Below are 18,419 nucleotides of genomic sequence, written 5' to 3' on the forward strand. Positions count from 1 at the left end.
CAAACATTGGCGAAACCTAATGCAGAGTTATATTTTGTAAGATATTGAAACAAGGAAAAGCGAACCTGGAAAGCCTTGCATTAAATATTGAAAATGTTATGTTTACAACTAAATAAATTCAACCAATTACAATCAAATAAAAGGTAAATATTTTTTCATGAAGATCAGATACATTGTATATATAGCTATTGCATTAATCATCGGTTACCTGGTTTACAATAAACTTCATGGCGATAATAAAAAGAACAGCACCGAACAAGGTGGCGGCGGTGGTAAAAACACCAAAGGCGGTAAAAAAGGTGGCCCCGTACCGGTAATGGTGCAAATTGTAAAAGATACGGTAATAAATACCACTATTGATATTACCGGCACTATTGACCCTAATGAGCGCGTAAACCTCATTAGCCAAACTGCAGGCAATATAACCGCTATAAACTTTACCGAGGGCGCCCGCGTAACCAAAGGCCAGGTACTGGTTAAAGTGTACGACCAGGACCTGCAGGCTACCCTTAAACAAAACGAATACCAGATAACCCTGGCCAAGCAAAACGAGTTTCGTAACCGTACATTGCTGGAAAAAGAAGCAGTAAGCAGGCAGGAATATGAAACCTCTTTATCGGAGTATAATACCCTGCGGGCACAGGCCGATGTAACAAGGGCGCAAATTGCCCGTACCATAATCAGGGCGCCGTTTAGCGGCATTATAGGTTTACGCAATGTAAGTCCGGGGGGGTATTTATCGCCTTCTACTTCTATAGCTACATTGGTAAGCACCAACCCTATGAAGGTTACGTTTAACATACCAGAGCGCTACCGCTCACTGGTGAAAAATGGCAGCAAGATCACGTTTAACACGGCCGGTTCGCGCAAAAATTTTACGGCTATTGTTTATGCTATTGATCCGGCAATTGACCCTGCCTCACGTACGGTTAACGTTAGGGCAAGGGCCGCCAATCCTAATAATGAAATTACGGCAGGTGGCTTTGCCAAAATCAACCTAATTTTAGAGAAATCGCCGCGTACCATCATGGTGCCCACCCAATGCGTAGTACCCGATCTGAAATCGAGCAAGGTATTTATTGCCCGTAACGATACCGCTTATGCCGTTAATGTTAAAACCGACAACCGTACCGATACCCAAATTGAGGTAACCGAAGGTTTAAAAATTGGCGATAGCATAATTATATCAGGTATTATCCAAATGCGACCAAAAGTGCCGTTAAAAATTGTAAAAGTTCTTCACTAAAAAAATTTCATGAGTTTATCCTCAATAAGTATAAAAAGGCCGGTTCTGGCCACGGTAATGTCGGTCATTATTGTGGTATTTGGCGTTATCGGCTATAAGTTTTTAGGCATCCGCGATTTCCCCTCGGTCGATCCGCCTATCATTAGCGTAAGTACCAGCTACTCGGGCGCTAATGCCGATGTTATTGAATCGCAGATTACCGAGCCGCTCGAGAAAGCCATTAATGGTGTGCAAGGCATTCGTAATATCTCCTCTACCAGTTCGGTGGGTTCGAGTAATATTACGGTAGAGTTTGACTTGGATGCCGATCTGGAAACGGCTGCCAATGATGTGCGCGACAAGGTATCGCAGGCGCAGCGGCAGTTACCGCAAGATATTAACGCACCCCCGGTAGTAAGCAAGGCCGATGCAAATGCCGATAATATTATTACGCTTACCGTAAGTAGTAACACCCGTAACATTACCCAAATTAATGATTATGCCGAAAACGTATTGCAGGAAGCCTTACAAACCATTCCTGGGGTAAGTGCCATTAACCTGCAGGGCCAGCGCCAGTACGCCATGCGTTTATGGATAGACCCTAACAAGCTATCGGCCTTGGGTGTAACCGCTACAGACATTAGTGCTGCACTCGCACTTGAAAATGTGGAGCTTCCGGCAGGTAAAATTTCTGGAAACAATACCGAAGTTACCGTGAGGGCATTAGGTAAGTTGGTTACCGAAAAAGATTTTAATAATCTCATTATCCGTGCAGATAGTAACCGCGTGATCCGTTTGAGCGACGTAGGGTATGCGGTATTGGGCTCGGCTAACGAAGAAACCGCTTTTAAGGAATCTGGTGTGCTCCAAGTAGGTTTGGCTGTAGTACCACAGCCCGGCGCAAACTACGTACAAATTGCTAAGGATTTTTACATAAGGTTAGCACAGGTGCAAAAAGATTTACCGCCCGATATTAAGCTGGAAGTAGCGCTGGATAACACTCGCTTTATCAACCAGTCTATTGAAGAGGTGGAAGAAACGCTGGCTATTTCTTTTATTCTGGTGGTGATCATTATCTACCTCTTCTTCCGCGATTGGCTGATCGCTTTCCGGCCTTTGATCGATATTCCCGTATCGCTGATCGGGGCTTTCTTTATCATGTATATCTTCGGGTTCTCTATTAACATTTTAACCCTTTTAGGTATTGTACTGGCCACGGGTTTAGTGGTGGATGACGGTATTGTGGTTACGGAGAATATCTATAAAAAGATAGAGGGCGGAATGGAAGTGCGGCAGGCCGCGTTTGAAGGTTCGGCAGAGATATTTTTTGCGGTAATTTCTACCTCGGTAACGCTGGCGGCGGTGTTCCTGCCCATTGTGTTTCTACAGGGTTTTACGGGGCGCTTGTTCCGGGAATTTGCCGTGGTAGTAGCCGGGGCGGTGTTGATCTCTGCTTTCGTATCGTTATCATTAACACCGATGCTGAACGTAATTATGGCGCGTAAAAACGCTAAGAAATCAGCCTTCTATGAAAAAACCGAACCTTTCTTTGAGCGCATGACCTCCGGCTATACTGAAACCCTGGTATCGTTCATGAAATTTAAATGGGTATCGGTAGGCATTCTGGTTGTTTCAATTGTTTTAGTAGGAATACTTATCAAAGTTATACCGTCGGAGCTTGCCCCACTGGACGACCGCAGTTTATTACGTTATACCGCAACGGGCTCTGAGGGTGCTACCTACGAGTTTATGACCAAGTATATGGATAGGGTATCTCAATTGGTAGAAGATTCTATCCCGGAGGCGAAAATAAATATCGAGATCGTATCACCGGGGTTTGGTGGTTCGGGCAGTGTTAACTCGGGCTTTGGCCGTATAGGCTTAACCGCACCCGATGAACGTACCCGAACGCAGGCCCAAATTGCCGATTGGCTTAATGCCAAGCTTAAACGCTTCCCCGATGCCCGAGCCCTGGTAGTGCAGGAGCAAACTATAAGCGGTGGTGGCAGTGGTTCGCGTACCTCATTGCCGGTACAATTTGTGATCCAGAACCAGGATTTTGAAAAAATCCGTAAGGTATTGCCCGACTTTTTTAGTGAAGTGAGCAAAAGCGCCGTCTTCTCCAGCTCCGACGTAAATCTTAAATTCACCAAACCCGAATTGCGCATAACCACCGACCGCGACCGTGCGCGAGACCTGGGTGTATCGGTGTCATCTATTTCGCAAACTTTGCAATTATACTACAGTGCAGGCCGTTTAGATTATTTTTTGATGAGCGGTAAGCAATACCAGGTAATAGCCCAGGTAGACCGCGCTAACCGCGATGCGCCTTTAGACCTGAAATCGGTTTACGTGCGTAGCGATAAGGGGCAGTTAGTGCAATTAGATAACGTGGTTAAGGTAGAAGAGAGTGCTGCACCGCCAGCTATATATCACTTTAACAGGTATAAATCGGCCACGGTACAGGCAGGCCTGGCCGAGGGCTATACCATTGGCGATGGTATTACCGAAATGCAGCGCATTGCCAAAATGCTCGACCCTACTTTTAGTACAGCGTTAAGCGGACCATCGCGCGATTATTCTGAAAGTTCATCTAACATATTATTTGCCTTTGGTTTTGCTCTGTTGCTCATTTATTTAGTACTGGCAGCTCAGTTTGAAAGTTTTATGGACCCGGTTATTGTGATGCTAACCGTGCCGCTGGCTATATCAGGGGCATTTATATCGTTATGGTTATTTAACCAAACGCTTAATATTTTTAGCGAAATTGGAATGATTACCCTGGTAGGCCTGGTAACCAAAAATGGTATTTTGATTGTAGAGTTCGCCAACAAGCGTATGGAGCATGGTCTTAAAAAGTATGATGCCGTGGTTGAAGCTGCCACTGCCCGCTTACGCCCTATTTTAATGACCAGTTTGGCCGTAGTATTAGGTGCTGTACCTATTGCATTTGCCTTGGGTGCGGGAGCTAAAAGCCGCATATCGTTAGGTATTGTAATTATGGGTGGTATGATGTTCTCGCTTATTTTAACCTTATACGTAATACCGATGATGTATGTATTGCTGGCCGCTAAAACCCGCCGCGACCCGGATAAAGAGCCCATTGCAGAAGAGCCTGCTAAAGAGCCGTTATTAATAGAAAACCTGTAAGCCTGAACATGAGATTGAATAAAATAGTATATCTTGTTTTAAGCTGCCTGGCATGCGTTACTACCGTACAGGCTCAGAACAACAAGGTGCCCAACGCGCCGCTGCTTACTTTAAAAGAAGCAGTAGAAACCGCGCTGCAAAACAATTACGATATCAGGTTATCGCGCAATACATCAACTATAGCCAAAAATAACGTTACCATAGGCAACGCCCGTATGCTGCCCACGGTAACCGGCAGCTATACGCAAAGTAATAGTATTCAAAGCACTACCCAAACCCGGAGCGATAGTACGGTTAATCGTATCAGCAATGCTAATAATACAGGTAGTAACTATGGCGTTAGCCTCAACTGGACCATTTTTGACGGCTTTAACATGTTTGCCACTTATGATGAGTTTAAACAACGTGATAAGTTGGGGCAGGTTCGCTTGCAAGACACGATACAACGTACGGTATCGGCAGTAATTAACGGTTATTACGACCTGGTAAACCAGCAAAAACAAATAGAGGCACTTAGGGGTGTAATTGATATATCGCGCAAGCAGATCCGTTATGCTACCGATAGGTTTGAGGCCGGCCGCGTGGCACGGTTAGAGGTGTACACGGCACAAGTAGCCCTAAATACCGATACCACCACACTTATAAGCCAGGAGCAAACCTACAAGGCCAGTAAAATAGAGCTCAACCGCTTGTTATCCCGCAATCCGCAAACGGAGTTTAATGTAGCCGATACCATTATAGTAGATACTAAGATTATTTTGGCCGATATTATTAACCAGGCGCAAACTCAAAACCCAACCATATTATCAGCCTCCATTAATAAGCGTTTGTCCGAGATCAATCTAAAGCAGATCAGGGCTACCCGCTACCCCCAAATTTCGGTAAATACAGGTTATCAATTTAATAATAGCACAAACCCGGCCGGCTTTGCCCAGGTGCAAAATTCAAGAGGATTAAACTATGGACTGGCCGCAACCATCAACATATTTGATGGGTTTAACCAATGGCGCCGCGAGCGAAATGCCAAATTGCAGATAGACAATTCACAATTAAACTATGAGCAAACACGCCTGGAGATTGAAGCGCAGATCAGTAACTTGTTCAGCAGTTATCTATCGGGGTTGCAACTCATTAAAGTAGGGCAATCAAACGTTGAACTGGCACGTAAAAGCTTAGAGATCTCGCTTGAGAAATACAGGTTAGGATCAATCACCCCTTTAGAGATCCGCGAAGCACAACGTAACTATCTGAATGCGTTAGGCGTTTTCTACGACGCTCAGTATCAAAGTAAAGCAGCCGAAATTACATTAAAACAGATCACCGGAAATATTAACATTCAGTAAAAGTTAGCAGGTTATTTTTTTTATTGAGTTAAAAGTATAAATTTGGAGGTGATGAATAACGGCTATAAAACCTGTTTGCTTATTGATGACAATTACATTGATAATTTCGTCACCCGCCGAATACTGGAGAGCAGTAATTTTGCGGAAAAAATTGTTGTGCAACAATCGGCCGCCGATGCTATTGATGCCATAAGAGACGGTTTAATTAAGCCGGACGTGATTTTTTTAGACCTGCGTATGCCTTTAATGAACGGCTTTGAGTTTTTACAGGAATACGATAAACTGGTAAACCACGATAAAACTGCCACTAAGATATTCATGCTCTCGTCATCGCTCGATCCGGTCGATGTAAAGCGTTCGGGACAAAACAAATATATTACCCAGTTCATTCATAAACCGCTTACCCAAAAAATCCTCGAAGAACTGAGCGCATGATATTAGTAGCCGATAGCGGATCTTCCAAAACCGACTGGGTGCTGGCATCAGATAAGCAAAAGCCGGTTAAATTTAGTACAGCCGGTTTAAACCCCTATTTTTTAACCGAAAAGGAAATCGTCAAAATTATACAGGATCAGGCTCCGGTTATGGTCAATCATTTTCCTTTAATTGAAGAAATTTATTTTTTTGGCGCTGGCTGTTCCAGCCCCGACAGGCGCGAAATAGTATCTAATGCACTGAGCCTGATTTTTCCCCGGGCGTTTGTAAGTGTGGATAGCGATCTCTTGGGTTCGGCCTATGCCACTTGCGGCCAGCATAAAGGGTTGATTTGCGTACTGGGTACGGGGTCTAATATCTCGTTTTTTAATGGCGAAGACGTAGGTACGGGGAAACATGGCCTTGGCTATATTTTAGGAGATGAGGGATCGGGTACCTGGTTTGGGAAAATTTTGATTACACATTATCTGTACGGCACTATGCCTGCGGCTATTGCAACTGAATTTAGCAGGTGTTTTGATATTACTAAAGATAAGGTGATTGAAAAAGTATATTTAAAACGGGGTGCTAATGCTTACCTGGCTTCTTATGCCCGCTTTTTAAGCGATATTAAAGATACCGAGTACGGCAAATTCGTAATAAGCGAGGGTTTACTGCAATTTATTGAACTCAACATTAAATCGTACGCTGATTATCACCTGTACACCTGCCACTTTGTAGGTTCTATTGCCTATTTTTTTAGCGACGAACTTAAAACCCTTTGCACCGAAAATTCAGTGTCTGTAGGGAAAATCATTCGCCAACCCATTGATGAGTTACTTAAATTCATTATTACCCGCAATCAGATCCAGGCCGGGGAATAGTTTTTGTTCAATTCCCTCCCAAGGGAGGGGTTTAACCCACTTGTTATTAAACCAAAAAGGGTTTTGTATTTATATACTTGTAAGCCTATGTTATAAAATTTGTGGCCTATGAATGTATAATGACAAATAGCTTGAAACTTTAATGCTGGGCCTGTAGAAGCATTTGCAGCTTTGCTAAGCCTAACTAACATTATAGCGCTTAATTATACGATGAATACGCTCTTATAATTTACACCCCCCCAACCATTTTTAAACAATGCACACCACTTTCTTGTTACCCCTACACATTAAATACAAATAATATGCGATGGTTAGGCAGAGAAGGCAGCAGTAATGGCGAAGAAGGTAGCAGCAGCGGTGGAGGCCGTATGGCTTTAGGCGGCGGCGTATTAGGCATTATAGGGGTAATTATTTACTTGTTTACCGGTGTTAACCCAACCCAAATGCTGCAAGGAAACAGCGGTGAAGGACAAGGTGAGGCGCAGCAAAATATCAGGCTTGCCGAAGGCAAAAACCCTGAGCAAAAATTTGCATTGGTTGTTTTGAAAGACACCGAAGATACCTGGAATCAGCTTTTCAGGGATATGGGGCAAACCTATAAAGAACCCACCATCCACTTTTTTGAAGAAGGTGTAAATACCGAAGGCTGTGGCTTTGCCGGCTCAGCTACCGGACCATTTTATTGCCCGGGCGACGAGAAAGTATTTATAGACCTTTCCTTTTTTACCGAACTGGAGCAGCGCTTTGGTGCAGCCGGTGATTTTGCACGTGCCTATGTAATTGCACATGAGGTTGGCCATCATGTGCAAAACCTTTTAGGAGTATCGGACAAGATGAACCAGGCCAGGCAGCAATTGAGCGAAGAGGAATACAACAAATTATCGGTTAAGCTGGAACTACAGGCCGATTTTTATGCCGGTGTTTGGGCTTATTACGAAAACAAAAGAGGCTTACTGGAACCCGGTGATATTGACGAAGCCCTAAACGCCGCCAACGCCATAGGCGATGACCGCCTGACCAAAGGACAGGTTTCTCCAGATTCATTTACCCACGGTACCAGTGCACAGCGTGCTTACTGGTTTAAAAAAGGCTTTGAAACAGGCGATGTAAAGCAGGGAAATACGTTCGCGAGCACGGATTTGGAGTAAGTTTATTGGTTTATAAAAAATTTACTTTGCTTACATTAGCCAACTGAATGCTATTAAGCAATAGTTTATATTTATGAATTTTAAATCCTGTTTTTATGCCCTTGCCATTATCATTTCTTTTGCTTCGTGTGCTACTAAAAAGAAATTAGGTGTCGGCAGTGTTTCTAAAGAAATTGCCAGCAAATACGAGGCTACCAACAAGTACTATGATTCGGTAGCCAACAGCTTTTCGCTTAATTTAGCTTCTACTGCACTACCTGTGTTAACCGATACACTGAATATGCCCGTTGCAAGTGAATGGGTAGGCACAGTAAACTTTGGTATGCGTAAGCCTAACTATGTAATTATACATTACACAGCGCAGGATTCGGTACAACAAACGCTTAAAACGTTTACCGTTAAAGTAAGCCAGGTGAGTGCGCACTATGTAGTAGGTAAAGATGGCAAGGTATGGCACATGGTGAACGATTATTTGCGTGCTAACCAGGCAGGCATTGGCAAATGGGGCAGCATTACCGATATGAACAGCTGCTCTATTGGGATTGAAATAGATAATAACGGTACCGAACCTTATACCGATTTGCAGGTAAAAAGCCTGATAGCATTGCTTACCTACTTAAAAAGAACTTATAACATCCCTACTGCCAACTTTATAGGCCATCAGGATTGGGCACCCAAACGCAAACCCGACCCAGGACCGCTTTTCCCCTGGAAAATTATGGCTAAATTCGGCATTGGCATCTGGAGCGATGACGTGCTGGAACTGGCTCCCGAAAACTTTGATTATGCCACCGCCCTACGTTTAATAGGTTACGATGTCAGCGATTTGCCGGCAGCTATTGTCGCTTTTAAGCGGCACTTTATTCAAGCAGATTCAACCCCGCAATTATCTCAGTTGGATTTGAATGTGTTATATAATGTGTATAGGAAGTATTAAAGAATGAGAGTCAAGAATACAGAATCAAGAGTATAGATAAAGAACAAGGCAATAGTGTACGAACGCTATTGCCTTGTTCTCGTTATATAAGGAAATATATTTAAATCTTGACTCCTGATTCTGTAATCTTGACTCTCCCCTCTATTTCACTATTTCAAACACTGCTCTTACCTGGTAATTAAGCTTGATCTTTTTAAAATCAATATCCGACGGCTCGGCAGTATCGGCTTGTGCAGATTTAAAAGCCATATTGTAACGTACAGGCTGGTTCATAGGCTCATTATCAATTTCCTGAATATCTATTGCCCCGCCCACTTTTTCACCAATGCTGGTAAGTAAGTAGGTGGCTTTATCGCGGGCGGCCTGCAATGCTTTAATTTTCAGGTCGCGGCGCAGTTCGGTTATTTTTGAATAGTCGTAACTATCAATACCGGTAGATTGAATACCCTTATCGTCTATCTTACTTAAAATAACGTTAATTGCATTTAAGTCGTACAATTTAATGTGGTATTGTTTGCTGGCCAAAAAATCAGGATCGCTCTTCTTCTTAATAATATAGTTGTAAGAGTTGATATTGCTAATGGTAAAGTCTTCTTTGGCTATGCCGGCGTCGGTAGCCGCTTTTTGTAGCTGTTTTTCCAGCGTGGTAATGTCAATCTTATTTTTACCGTTCAGGTATTCTTTTAACGAGATCGATACATAAATAATATCGGGCGTTACCTCTTGTTCGGCACTGCCGGTCACTTCAATTTTGCGGCGCATATCGGGCGTTTGAGCAAAGGCGGTTAACGTAATTGTAAGTAGCGCGGCTAAAATGAATAGTTTCTTCATGGTGTTCGTGTTTATATTTAACAAGACGAGGTATTGCTGATATTTGTAACAAGCCTCGACTTTTATACAGCTATGGACGGGGATGATATGCAATAGTTTAGTATTCTGAATTAGAATTTATTGAATTTGAGAATTAACAAAATGCAAAGTATAGAGCTGTGTTCTAACTCCCGATTCCTTCTCAATTCCGGCCTCCCGACTCTGACCTCTGAACTCCCGACTTCTTTACCCCGCTCCTCAAAACCCCGCTCCTCTATAATTTATCAATCCTCACCCAACGCATACCTGCGGCATCGGCGGCTTGGGTGCCGGGGTTCCCGTCTTCAAAAACCAGGCAATCTTGAGGTTCTACGCCCAATAGTTCGGCTGCTTTCAAAAAAGGATCGGGGTAGGGTTTGCCATTGGGGGTTTCGCCGGCGCATACCATAACTTCTATCAGGTGGTTTATTCCCAGTATCTTCATAGTTTGCTCTACTACAATTCGGCTGCTTCCGCTTACCACGGCAATTCGCACCTTTCCGGCATGATTCTTCAAGTGGTTCACCACATAATCAATAGGTTGTGTTTTTTCAATGTACTCCTCTAAAAATATCTTGTATTTCTGCGCTTTAAATTCTTCGGGGTTAAAGTTAGTTTGGTAGCGATGGTTGATTTGCTCCACCACGTTTACAATAGGCAAACCGGCAAATTCATCAATAATAGCACCATCAATTTCTACGCCGTGCGCGGCCGCTACGCGGATGTAGGTTTCGGTATGGGCTGGCATATTATCGGCCAGGGTACCGTCGCAGTCGTACAAAAAGGCTTTAAAATTATCCTGGCTTATTTTTACCAAGGCATCGTATTTACGTTGATTAGGGTAGGTTTCCATAATAAAACAAAGGTAATAAAAAGAAGCCCCTCCCCAACCCTCCCCTGGAGGGAGGGCTTTTGAATAAACAAGTCTCCCCTACCGGGGGAGATTTAGAGAGGGCTACTCCAGGGGGAAGATGTAGGAGGGGTCTTTTTTATTATGAAATCGTTAATTTTTCGCTTTTGGTCGATTTCGCTTTCATTTGCTGTTTATTCTGCTTACGTTTGAAATTTTTGTTGATGTAGCTTCAATAAATTTTTTGCCCTCATTTATGCTACGTGTTGACAGCAGTAAACCTTGCCAGCTAATTTATGCGTTCGCCCGCCATGAATACCTCTCATGGTTAATTGAGCCGCATATAGTTCAGCTTAATCCTAACGGCGAGTTTTCGCTTACTTACCAGCGCCTTTTTACCAATACGGCACAGGAGTTTGCCGCTTATATTGATGAAACAGATGTGAAGCTGATTAAGCTTTTGGAAGACATTGAGCAGGGGCACATCATTAAAAAATATCATAAAAAGCCGGTTAGGCCGTACGAATTTTTTAGCAAGGTGTTTAACGATCAGCTATACGACGTTATACGACCCAAAATAGAAAAGAAAATGGCCGAGGCATTAAGCCTGATAGATGGTAAACAGATTTTTTTAATGAGCAAGGAAGGATACCCCGCCGGCAAGCAACTACATATAGCCGATGAAGCCGCTACGGTGCTATTCCACTTCAAGCGCGACGAAACCGAGATTCGCTACTATCCTACCATCAAGTATCATGGTATGCGTATAGAGTTTATGTTTAAAGGGGCCGAAATTGTGTGCAACCATCCTGGCTGGCTCATGCTCGACGATACGCTGTACTATTTCGACAAAGAAGTGGAAGGTAAAAAACTGCTGCCTTTTTTAAATAAGCGTTTTATTGGTATTCCGCGAAGTGCCGAGCAATCGTACTTTGAAAAATTTGTGGCACCGCTTATAGAAAAGCACCACGTACACGCCGAAGGCTTTACCATTAATACCGAAAAACATGATGCCCGCCCGGTAGTTAAACCCCTTTATGTGGCGGGCGGTATTTCGCAAATACAGCTTTACTTTAAATATGCAGGCTATGTTTTCAATTATGGGGATGGCAGGCACATATCGGTAAAGATAGACCGTAACGGCGATGATTACATATTTCACCGCATTAAACGTTCGGTAACATGGGAAAAAAACAAGCTTGCGCAATTGGAGGCTATGGGGTTAACCACCTCATCGTCCCTCTTCCAAAACCTCGAAGTAAAACACGATAACGAAGATGCCGACCGTTCTTTTTCGGTGTTTGATTGGTTGAACCAAAACCACGATGAGCTGATAGCCGCCGGCTTTGAAATTGAACAACCCGAAGGGCAAAAGCGCTACCTATTTGGCAGCAATAAAATAGACCTGCAGGTGAAAGAGAATAACGACTGGTTCGATATTTATGCCATTGTACATTTTGGCCCGTATCAAATTCCGTTTATGGACCTGCGTAACCATATCCTTAACCACAAAAAAGAGTTTGTGCTGCCCAACGGCGAAATTGCAATTATACCGCAGGAGTGGTTTGCCCAGTACGGTAACCTGCTCAACTTTGCCGAGGGTAATAAAGATCTTAAATTGCGCAAGCACCACATAGGCCTGATCAATGATTTGGCTGAGGGCGAACTGGCCAGCATTACCATAAACCGTAAACTGCAAAAACTGAGCGATTTTGAGGAGCTGGAAGATATGCCCATGCCGGTAACCTTTGCAGGCAACCTGCGCCCTTACCAAAAGGCAGGCTACAACTGGTTCCACTTTTTAAAAGATTACCATTTTGGCGGCTGCCTGGCCGATGATATGGGCTTGGGTAAAACCATACAAACGCTGGCCCTGCTGCAAAAAAACAAGGAGGATGCCGAAGCTATTGGCGCAACCAGTACCTCGCTCATTATTATGCCAACCTCGCTTATTTATAACTGGATAAATGAGGCGGCCAAGTTTACGCCGGGTTTACGCATAATGGTTCATACGGGCGCGTTGCGCTATAAATCGCCCGATGTGTTTGGCAAGTATGATGTTGTGGTTACTACGTATGGCATAAGCCGTATTGATGTGGACCTTTTTAAAGCTTTCTTTTTCGATTACATAATTTTGGATGAAAGTCAGAACATTAAAAATCCGTCATCTAAATCATACCAGGCGGTTAAGCAGCTCAAATCTCGCCATAAATTGATATTGAGCGGTACGCCTGTAGAAAATACCGTAAATGACCTGTGGACGCAAATGTCGTTCATAAACCCGGGCTTGTTAGGCAGTCAGCAGTTTTTTTTGAACGAATTTGTAACCCCTATTGAAAAGAAAAAAGACGAAGACAAGGCTCTCCGCCTGCAAGCGCTCATTAAACCCTTTGTACTGCGCCGTACCAAAGAGCAGGTAGCTACCGAACTGCCGCCTAAAACCGAGCAGTTATTTTATTGCCAAATGAGCGATGAGCAGAGTTCGGTTTACGAGCAGGTAAAATCGGAGTACCGTAACGAGTTGCTGCAAAGCCTGGAAGACGGCACCTTTGCCCAAACACAGATCCAGGTATTGCAGGGCTTGATCAAATTGCGACAGATAGCCAACCATCCACTCATGATAGACGATAGCTATGAGGGAGATTCGGGCAAGTTTGAAAATGTGGTGCATACCTTGGTCAACGTGCTGGAAGGCGGCCATAAAGTGCTCATCTTTTCGCAATTTGTAAAGCAGCTTACTATATACCGGCAGTATTTCGAGCAGCAAAATATTAAGTACGCTTACCTCGATGGCAGCACTCAAAACCGTGGCGAAGTCGTTAAAAAGTTTCAGGAAGATGTTAAAACACAGATATTCCTGATCTCTATTAAAGCAGGTGGTGTTGGCCTCAACCTTACCGAAGCCGATTATGTGTTCATCCTCGACCCCTGGTGGAACCCGGCTGTAGAACAGCAGGCTATTGACCGTACACACCGCATAGGTCAAACCAAAAATGTATTCATTTATAAGTTCATCACTAAAGATACGGTGGAGGAAAAAATACTGGCCCTGCAACAACGCAAATTAAGCGTGGCACGTTCGCTCATAACCACCGAAGAGAGCTTTATCAAGTCGTTATCAACGGATGATATCAGGGAGATATTAAAATAGGTAGAAAATAGGTAGTGCTGAGTTCTTAGTCTGAAGTAATAGCCGGTCAAACCATATAAAAGGCGTGTCGGCCGAGGCTGGAAACTCAATTACACCCGGTTGGAGCCGAGCCTGGGCTTCCTATCTAACTTATGCCTCACGCCGCCGCTTAGCTCATGCCCCACAACGTCGCCGCTTGGCTCCAGCCAAGTGGCAACTATTACCCGTCCTCCGGTCGGTATCTTACACCATCCAACGCTAAACTTAACACTGGCTTTACAACCTTTGTGTTTTTCATCAAAAAATAATAAATTGCTTTAATTTATACGCAACCCATCTACACGTCGTTTTTAATAAATCAATAATTGCCTATGTTAGATGCTCATAGCCTTCCTCAGCAACCCAGTTTTGCCGCTTCCTTTTGGAACGTAGGAAGTTTGTTGTACTACTCCTCTTTGCTTTTCATGCTCGAATCGTTGTTTTACTGGAAAAAGTTCCGCAATGCGTACGAGGAAGATTCGGTAGTGTTCAGTATATTTTGGTTAGGTAGCCTCCTGTTCGCATTTAGCCATATTTTTATGGTTATACTGGATGGCTGGTCGCGTTTTCAAAACTATAAACGTATTAAAGACTACCTGTTTGTACATGGCTTTACGCCTAAAATAGCCCGGCTATATAAAGGCTCAAAATGCCAGCGCACCGCATTTATAGTGGCCGCACGCGAGCTGGGTATGGAACAAAAGGTAATTAGTTATTACCGCAGGCTGGGTATTAAATGGTACCACTTTGTGCCGCATTTTATGATCAAGGACCCTTGGTTTTTATTTAAGCGGTATTTTTGGTCGCGCACGTTTATGGAAAAACATTACGAGCCCAAGTTTAACTACCGGGCGCTTGATCCTAAAATTTCTTACCATGCTTACCGGAACTAACCTGAGCAAAAGCTATGGTTTTCGCAAAGCTCTGCACGAGGTAAGCATACAAATGGTTCCGGGTAGAGTTTGCGGCTTACTGGGCCATAATGGCGCAGGCAAAACTACCTTGTTCAGGATACTCTGCGGCTTAATCAAACCCGATTCGGGCAGCATCAGTATAACATCCAACCGCCCCAAACCTGTAGGCGGGATCATTGAAAAGCCAGGACTTTATCCCTACCTCAACGCTTACGATAATATTAAGATCTTTGCCGGCATACAAAGTGCCCCAACTGATAAAGAATCCATCACTCAAACCCTCGCTAAAGTGGGTTTACCCACAAACCGCAAAGATCCGGTGCGCAATTTTTCCATGGGGATGAAGCAGCGGCTGGGTATAGCTATTGCCTTACTCAATAATCCTGAATACCTGATTTTGGATGAACCCTTTTCGGGCCTCGATCCAACCGGGGTAGCCTCGCTCATCGGCTTAATTACTGCGCTTGCTGCCGAAGAAAATATCTCCATTTTATTATCCTCGCACTTAATGGGCGAACTGAGCAAGTGCTGCCATTATTTGTACGTAATGAACGATGGCCAGGTAGTAAACTCGGGCACTACCAACCAACTGGTGAATAACAATATTCACCAGTTCAGCATTACCGCGGTAAACATTGCCTCATCCATAGTATTAAAAAAATACGATGCCCGCCTGGGGGTTAACGATGCCCGTGTAATTTGTAATGCCAACCAAATCCCCACCTTGCTGAGCGAACTTTTGGCCGAAGGTATCCACGTTACATCCTGTACCCCCGAATTGTCGTTAGCGCAATTGGTTAATACGCCTATAGCATCATGAGGTGGTTATTATACGCCGAAGTTTTAAAACTCATTAGGCAAAGTAAAACCTACTATGCGCTGGCAGCTATTTTTGTGATCCAGCTTTTGATCTTTATTACGGCATATTACCAGGGCAGTACCATACTCAATTTATTGCTGAATAACCTGCGGCAGTCGTTCTACTTTGAAGGCAAGTTACTTAACGGCAACCTCATTATGTACATTGTGTTGAACTCGCTTTGGTTTAATGTGCCGCTCATTTTAATGATCGTCACATCAGGGATAGTAACCGATGAGTATAAGGACGGCACCGTGCAAACCGTAATGCTGCAGGCAGTTAAAAAGTGGAAGTTTATTTTAGCTAAATACATCATCGCCATTTTGTTTACGCTGCTGGTGATAGCTATTATGATGCTAAGCACCTTTGCGCTGGCTTATGCTATATTTGGCACCGGCGATTTGGTGGTGTACATTGGCACGCTTAATTTTTTTGAATCGGCCGATGCTTTCAGGCGTATTTGCTGGGCATTTGCATCGGGTTCATTGGCTATGGTGTTTTACGGGGTGGTGAGCATTACACTGGCTGTTTTTATTAAAGAAGCCGCCAAAACCTGGATTGCGGCGGCCTTGTTCCTCATTATTACTAACCTGCTGCTAAAGGTAGATTTCGGGTTGCCTGTACTAAATAATTATTTCTTCCCTAAGCTGATTGATACCTGGCAGCAACTGTTTAATTACCAAACCGACTGGTTTAAAATTGGGCTTAACAATGCATTGCTGCTGCTGTATTGCGCTATTTTTGCAGCGGCAGGCATATTTGCATTTCACAAAAAAGATATTGGATGATCCGTTATATAGTACTCTTCCTGGTAGCGAGCACACAACTGGTTAATGCACAAAAAGTTGATGCCGATCTGCTGCGCATTAAGCAGCGCATGGATTCGTTAAAACAGTTTTCGGCCACGGTAACGCTGAACCTGGATGTGCCGTTTATTAACATGCCCACCAAAAAAGCACAGATCAGTTATACCAAAGGTAGCCGGATGAAATTTGCCTCGAAAGACTTTGTAATGCTGCCCAAACGAGGACTCGATTTTTCGCTGAACGGAATCTTTAAGTACCCTTTTATAACAGTAGACCGCGGGCCGGAAAAACGTAATGGCCGTACACTCAAAGTTATTAACGTAATACCCACCGATGGAAAATCGGACCTGGTGCTGGTGACCTTGTATATGGATACCAAAGCCGTACGTGTGGTTCAGTCGGAGATTAATACCCGGAAAGATGGTTCGTACACGTTACTGATGCAGTATGCCACGTTAGCCAATATATTACCCAATTATGTAGAAGCTTCCTTCGCCATAGAAAAACTCAAAATTCCACTGAACTTTATGGGTAAGGATACCAAAATAGACCGTAAAAAAATGTGTGCTATAGACACCAAAACCGGCAAAATAAAAATGCAGTTGAACAATTATAAAGTTAGTATGATATAAACATATAATAGCCTTGTATTGCATGTTAAACAAGCATAGTTTTTATCTATATAGTATCTATTATATATAGATGAATAAACATCAAGTTTCCAGGTCCACAATACCGCAGAGTACTCCAGTAAAATGCGTTATTCCATAAACGTCAGCAAAGCATGCTGGCTGGCCGTATGCAAATCGCGCCATACCTGGTTAATTTCGGTATCGGGTGCTGCGGCCTGTAAACCACAAAAAGGATACAACTGATCAACACTTTCGCGGGAGGCACGGGCTAATAAACGGCTGGTATGGCTTACCGGTTTTAAAGCATCCATAGGAACATCTTTATTCGCTAATGCCGCCTGCCATGAGGCATCTACCGTTTCATAAAACTGGTTACGGATGTTTTGCAGGTTAGTTTTTACCTGCTCATAAGTATCCATTAATATTACCCCCTGCAGCTTTGTCATCCGGTGCGATTCCTGTAGCTTTTGTTCAAATATAGGTCTGCACAAATCAACAAAGTGCAAAGCCATCCCCGACAAATTAGCGGCTAAAGTAGCTTCGGCCAGCTGCAAAAATGGGTAACGGTATAGTGGGGCATCAATTACCGCCGCTTCGGGTTCTATTCTAAAACAACGGTTTGCCGGAGCGGGTACATTATTCAAATTAAAAGCATGACTGCCGGTTCCCGTCATACCTATATATTTCCAGGCAGGTACCTGCTCCGCATAGTTATTGTCTATTACAAAAGGTAAAACCAAGGGCTTTCCTTCTGGGTTTAATACACTTTGTCCATGTTGCTCAATCAGGCAATTGGTGGTATAATGGGTAGCATGCTTTACCCCACTGGCGTATTTCCAATGGCCGTTAAGCAGGTAACCCTCTTCCGTGATCTCTGCTTTACCGGTTGAGGCACCGCTGCCGGCCAAACACACTTTAGGATCGGCGAAAATCTCACGGGCGGCATCGGCATTGATGAAACCGCCAAACCAACCGGCACCGGCACAGAGCGTAACTACCCAGCCCAGGCTGCCATCGGCCCAGCTCAAGGCTTCTTCCATACGGATCTGGTCGGGCAGGGATGCTTCAAGTCCGCCGTATGCTTTGGGCACTAATAGCTTGAACCATTGCTGCTGGTATATCAGCTCCAGTTGCCCGGGCTGTAGCATACCGGCTTCTTCGGCGGCAAAGGCATCGCGCCTTATTATTTCTGTCCACTCCGGTTGCAGTAAATTGGATGGATGCGGTTCGTTGTTCATA

15 protein-coding genes are annotated in these 18,419 nt (G+C 43.9%); 12 read left to right on the forward strand and 3 right to left on the reverse strand.

Translation table 11 applies throughout. The annotated features are described in order from the left end of the window. Positions 1-157 precede the first annotated feature (157 nt). From ACFQ3S_RS06110 to ACFQ3S_RS06140, 7 genes are all read left to right on the forward strand, one after another. Positions 158-1,246 carry an efflux RND transporter periplasmic adaptor subunit gene (locus ACFQ3S_RS06110; protein ID WP_377162346.1) on the forward strand — a complete coding sequence of 363 codons (1,089 nt, stop codon included), beginning with the start codon at positions 158-160 and terminating at the stop codon, positions 1,244-1,246. 9 nt (positions 1,247-1,255) lie between these two features. Continuing rightward, complete coding sequence (locus ACFQ3S_RS06115) at positions 1,256-4,375, forward strand: efflux RND transporter permease subunit (RefSeq protein WP_377162348.1); 3,120 nt, start codon at positions 1,256-1,258, stop codon at positions 4,373-4,375. An 8-nt stretch (positions 4,376-4,383) separates the two neighbouring features. After that, positions 4,384-5,718 carry a TolC family protein gene (locus tag ACFQ3S_RS06120; RefSeq protein ID WP_377162350.1) on the forward strand — a complete coding sequence of 445 codons (1,335 nt, stop codon included), beginning with the start codon at positions 4,384-4,386 and terminating at the stop codon, positions 5,716-5,718. A 51-nt stretch (positions 5,719-5,769) separates the two neighbouring features. Then, positions 5,770-6,153 carry a response regulator gene (locus ACFQ3S_RS06125; RefSeq protein ID WP_377162352.1) on the forward strand — a complete coding sequence of 128 codons (384 nt, stop codon included), beginning with the start codon at positions 5,770-5,772 and terminating at the stop codon, positions 6,151-6,153. Beyond that, positions 6,150-7,016: an N-acetylglucosamine kinase gene (locus ACFQ3S_RS06130; RefSeq protein WP_377162354.1), complete on the forward strand. Its 867-nt coding sequence runs from the start codon at positions 6,150-6,152 to the stop codon at positions 7,014-7,016. Before ACFQ3S_RS06125 ends, ACFQ3S_RS06130 begins: the two co-directional genes overlap by 4 nt. 302 nt (positions 7,017-7,318) lie before the next feature. Continuing rightward, positions 7,319-8,164 (forward strand): KPN_02809 family neutral zinc metallopeptidase, encoded by an 846-nt coding sequence (gene ypfJ / locus ACFQ3S_RS06135; RefSeq protein ID WP_377162356.1) that lies wholly within the window; start codon positions 7,319-7,321, stop codon positions 8,162-8,164. A gap of 73 nt (positions 8,165-8,237) precedes the next feature. After that, positions 8,238-9,101: an N-acetylmuramoyl-L-alanine amidase gene (locus ACFQ3S_RS06140; protein ID WP_377162358.1), complete on the forward strand. Its 864-nt coding sequence runs from the start codon at positions 8,238-8,240 to the stop codon at positions 9,099-9,101. Positions 9,102-9,242: 141 nt separating this feature from the next. Here the strand turns inward: ACFQ3S_RS06140 and ACFQ3S_RS06145 are convergent, their stop codons facing one another. Together ACFQ3S_RS06145 and ACFQ3S_RS06150 are read right to left on the reverse strand one after the other, a co-directional pair. Then, positions 9,243-9,932 (reverse strand): SIMPL domain-containing protein, encoded by a 690-nt coding sequence (locus ACFQ3S_RS06145; protein ID WP_377162360.1) that lies wholly within the window; start codon positions 9,930-9,932, stop codon positions 9,243-9,245. 253 nt (positions 9,933-10,185) lie between these two features. Further along, positions 10,186-10,803, reverse strand: a complete 618-nt coding sequence (locus tag ACFQ3S_RS06150; protein ID WP_377162362.1) for an HAD family hydrolase — start codon at positions 10,801-10,803, stop codon at positions 10,186-10,188. 253 nt (positions 10,804-11,056) lie between these two features. On the opposite strand from ACFQ3S_RS06150, the gene ACFQ3S_RS06155 reads away from it, so the two are divergent. The 5 genes from ACFQ3S_RS06155 to ACFQ3S_RS06175 all read left to right on the forward strand — a co-directional run bounded on the left by ACFQ3S_RS06155 (position 11,057) and on the right by ACFQ3S_RS06175 (position 17,180). After that, complete coding sequence (locus ACFQ3S_RS06155) at positions 11,057-13,951, forward strand: DEAD/DEAH box helicase (RefSeq protein ID WP_377162364.1); 2,895 nt, start codon at positions 11,057-11,059, stop codon at positions 13,949-13,951. Between the two features lie 350 nt (positions 13,952-14,301). Further along, complete coding sequence (locus ACFQ3S_RS06160; RefSeq protein ID WP_377162366.1) at positions 14,302-14,862, forward strand: hypothetical protein; 561 nt, start codon at positions 14,302-14,304, stop codon at positions 14,860-14,862. Then, entirely contained in the window at positions 14,825-15,703 is an 879-nt protein-coding gene (locus ACFQ3S_RS06165; protein WP_377162368.1) for an ABC transporter ATP-binding protein, read from the forward strand. The genes ACFQ3S_RS06160 and ACFQ3S_RS06165 overlap by 38 nt, the downstream gene beginning before the upstream one ends. Further along, a complete protein-coding gene (locus ACFQ3S_RS06170) occupies positions 15,700-16,530 on the forward strand; it encodes an ABC transporter permease (protein WP_377162370.1) in 831 nt (276 codons plus the stop codon). The genes ACFQ3S_RS06165 and ACFQ3S_RS06170 overlap by 4 nt, the downstream gene beginning before the upstream one ends. After that, entirely contained in the window at positions 16,527-17,180 is a 654-nt protein-coding gene (locus ACFQ3S_RS06175; RefSeq protein WP_377162372.1) for a hypothetical protein, read from the forward strand. The genes ACFQ3S_RS06170 and ACFQ3S_RS06175 overlap by 4 nt, the downstream gene beginning before the upstream one ends. Positions 17,181-17,308: 128 nt before the next feature. On the opposite strand, the gene ACFQ3S_RS06180 is transcribed toward ACFQ3S_RS06175, so the two are convergent. Beyond that, positions 17,309-18,418: an acyl-CoA dehydrogenase gene (locus tag ACFQ3S_RS06180; protein WP_377162374.1), complete on the reverse strand. Its 1,110-nt coding sequence runs from the start codon at positions 18,416-18,418 to the stop codon at positions 17,309-17,311. Between the last annotated feature and the right edge of the window lies 1 nt (position 18,419).

Origin of the sequence: Mucilaginibacter terrae (genome assembly GCF_042679325.1) — a bacterium.
Taxonomy (GTDB): Bacteria; Bacteroidota; Bacteroidia; order Sphingobacteriales; family Sphingobacteriaceae; genus Mucilaginibacter; species Mucilaginibacter terrae.

Bases quoted from the DNA above. Each gene is read 5' to 3' on its own strand.
- ACFQ3S_RS06110 (WP_377162346.1), top strand. From the start codon at position 158: ATGAAGATCAGATACATTGTATATATAGCTATTGCATTAATCATCGGT.
- ACFQ3S_RS06115 (WP_377162348.1), top strand. From the start codon at position 1,256: ATGAGTTTATCCTCAATAAGTATAAAAAGGCCGGTTCTGGCCACGGTA.
- ACFQ3S_RS06120 (WP_377162350.1), top strand. From the start codon at position 4,384: ATGAGATTGAATAAAATAGTATATCTTGTTTTAAGCTGCCTGGCATGC.
- ACFQ3S_RS06125 (WP_377162352.1), top strand. From the start codon at position 5,770: ATGAATAACGGCTATAAAACCTGTTTGCTTATTGATGACAATTACATT.
- ACFQ3S_RS06130 (WP_377162354.1), top strand. From the start codon at position 6,150: ATGATATTAGTAGCCGATAGCGGATCTTCCAAAACCGACTGGGTGCTG.
- ypfJ (WP_377162356.1), top strand. From the start codon at position 7,319: ATGCGATGGTTAGGCAGAGAAGGCAGCAGTAATGGCGAAGAAGGTAGC.
- ACFQ3S_RS06140 (WP_377162358.1), top strand. From the start codon at position 8,238: ATGAATTTTAAATCCTGTTTTTATGCCCTTGCCATTATCATTTCTTTT.
- ACFQ3S_RS06145 (WP_377162360.1), bottom strand. From the start codon at position 9,932: ATGAAGAAACTATTCATTTTAGCCGCGCTACTTACAATTACGTTAACC.
- ACFQ3S_RS06150 (WP_377162362.1), bottom strand. From the start codon at position 10,803: ATGGAAACCTACCCTAATCAACGTAAATACGATGCCTTGGTAAAAATA.
- ACFQ3S_RS06155 (WP_377162364.1), top strand. From the start codon at position 11,057: ATGCTACGTGTTGACAGCAGTAAACCTTGCCAGCTAATTTATGCGTTC.
- ACFQ3S_RS06160 (WP_377162366.1), top strand. From the start codon at position 14,302: ATGTTAGATGCTCATAGCCTTCCTCAGCAACCCAGTTTTGCCGCTTCC.
- ACFQ3S_RS06170 (WP_377162370.1), top strand. From the start codon at position 15,700: ATGAGGTGGTTATTATACGCCGAAGTTTTAAAACTCATTAGGCAAAGT.
- ACFQ3S_RS06175 (WP_377162372.1), top strand. From the start codon at position 16,527: ATGATCCGTTATATAGTACTCTTCCTGGTAGCGAGCACACAACTGGTT.
- ACFQ3S_RS06180 (WP_377162374.1), bottom strand. From the start codon at position 18,418: ATGAACAACGAACCGCATCCATCCAATTTACTGCAACCGGAGTGGACA.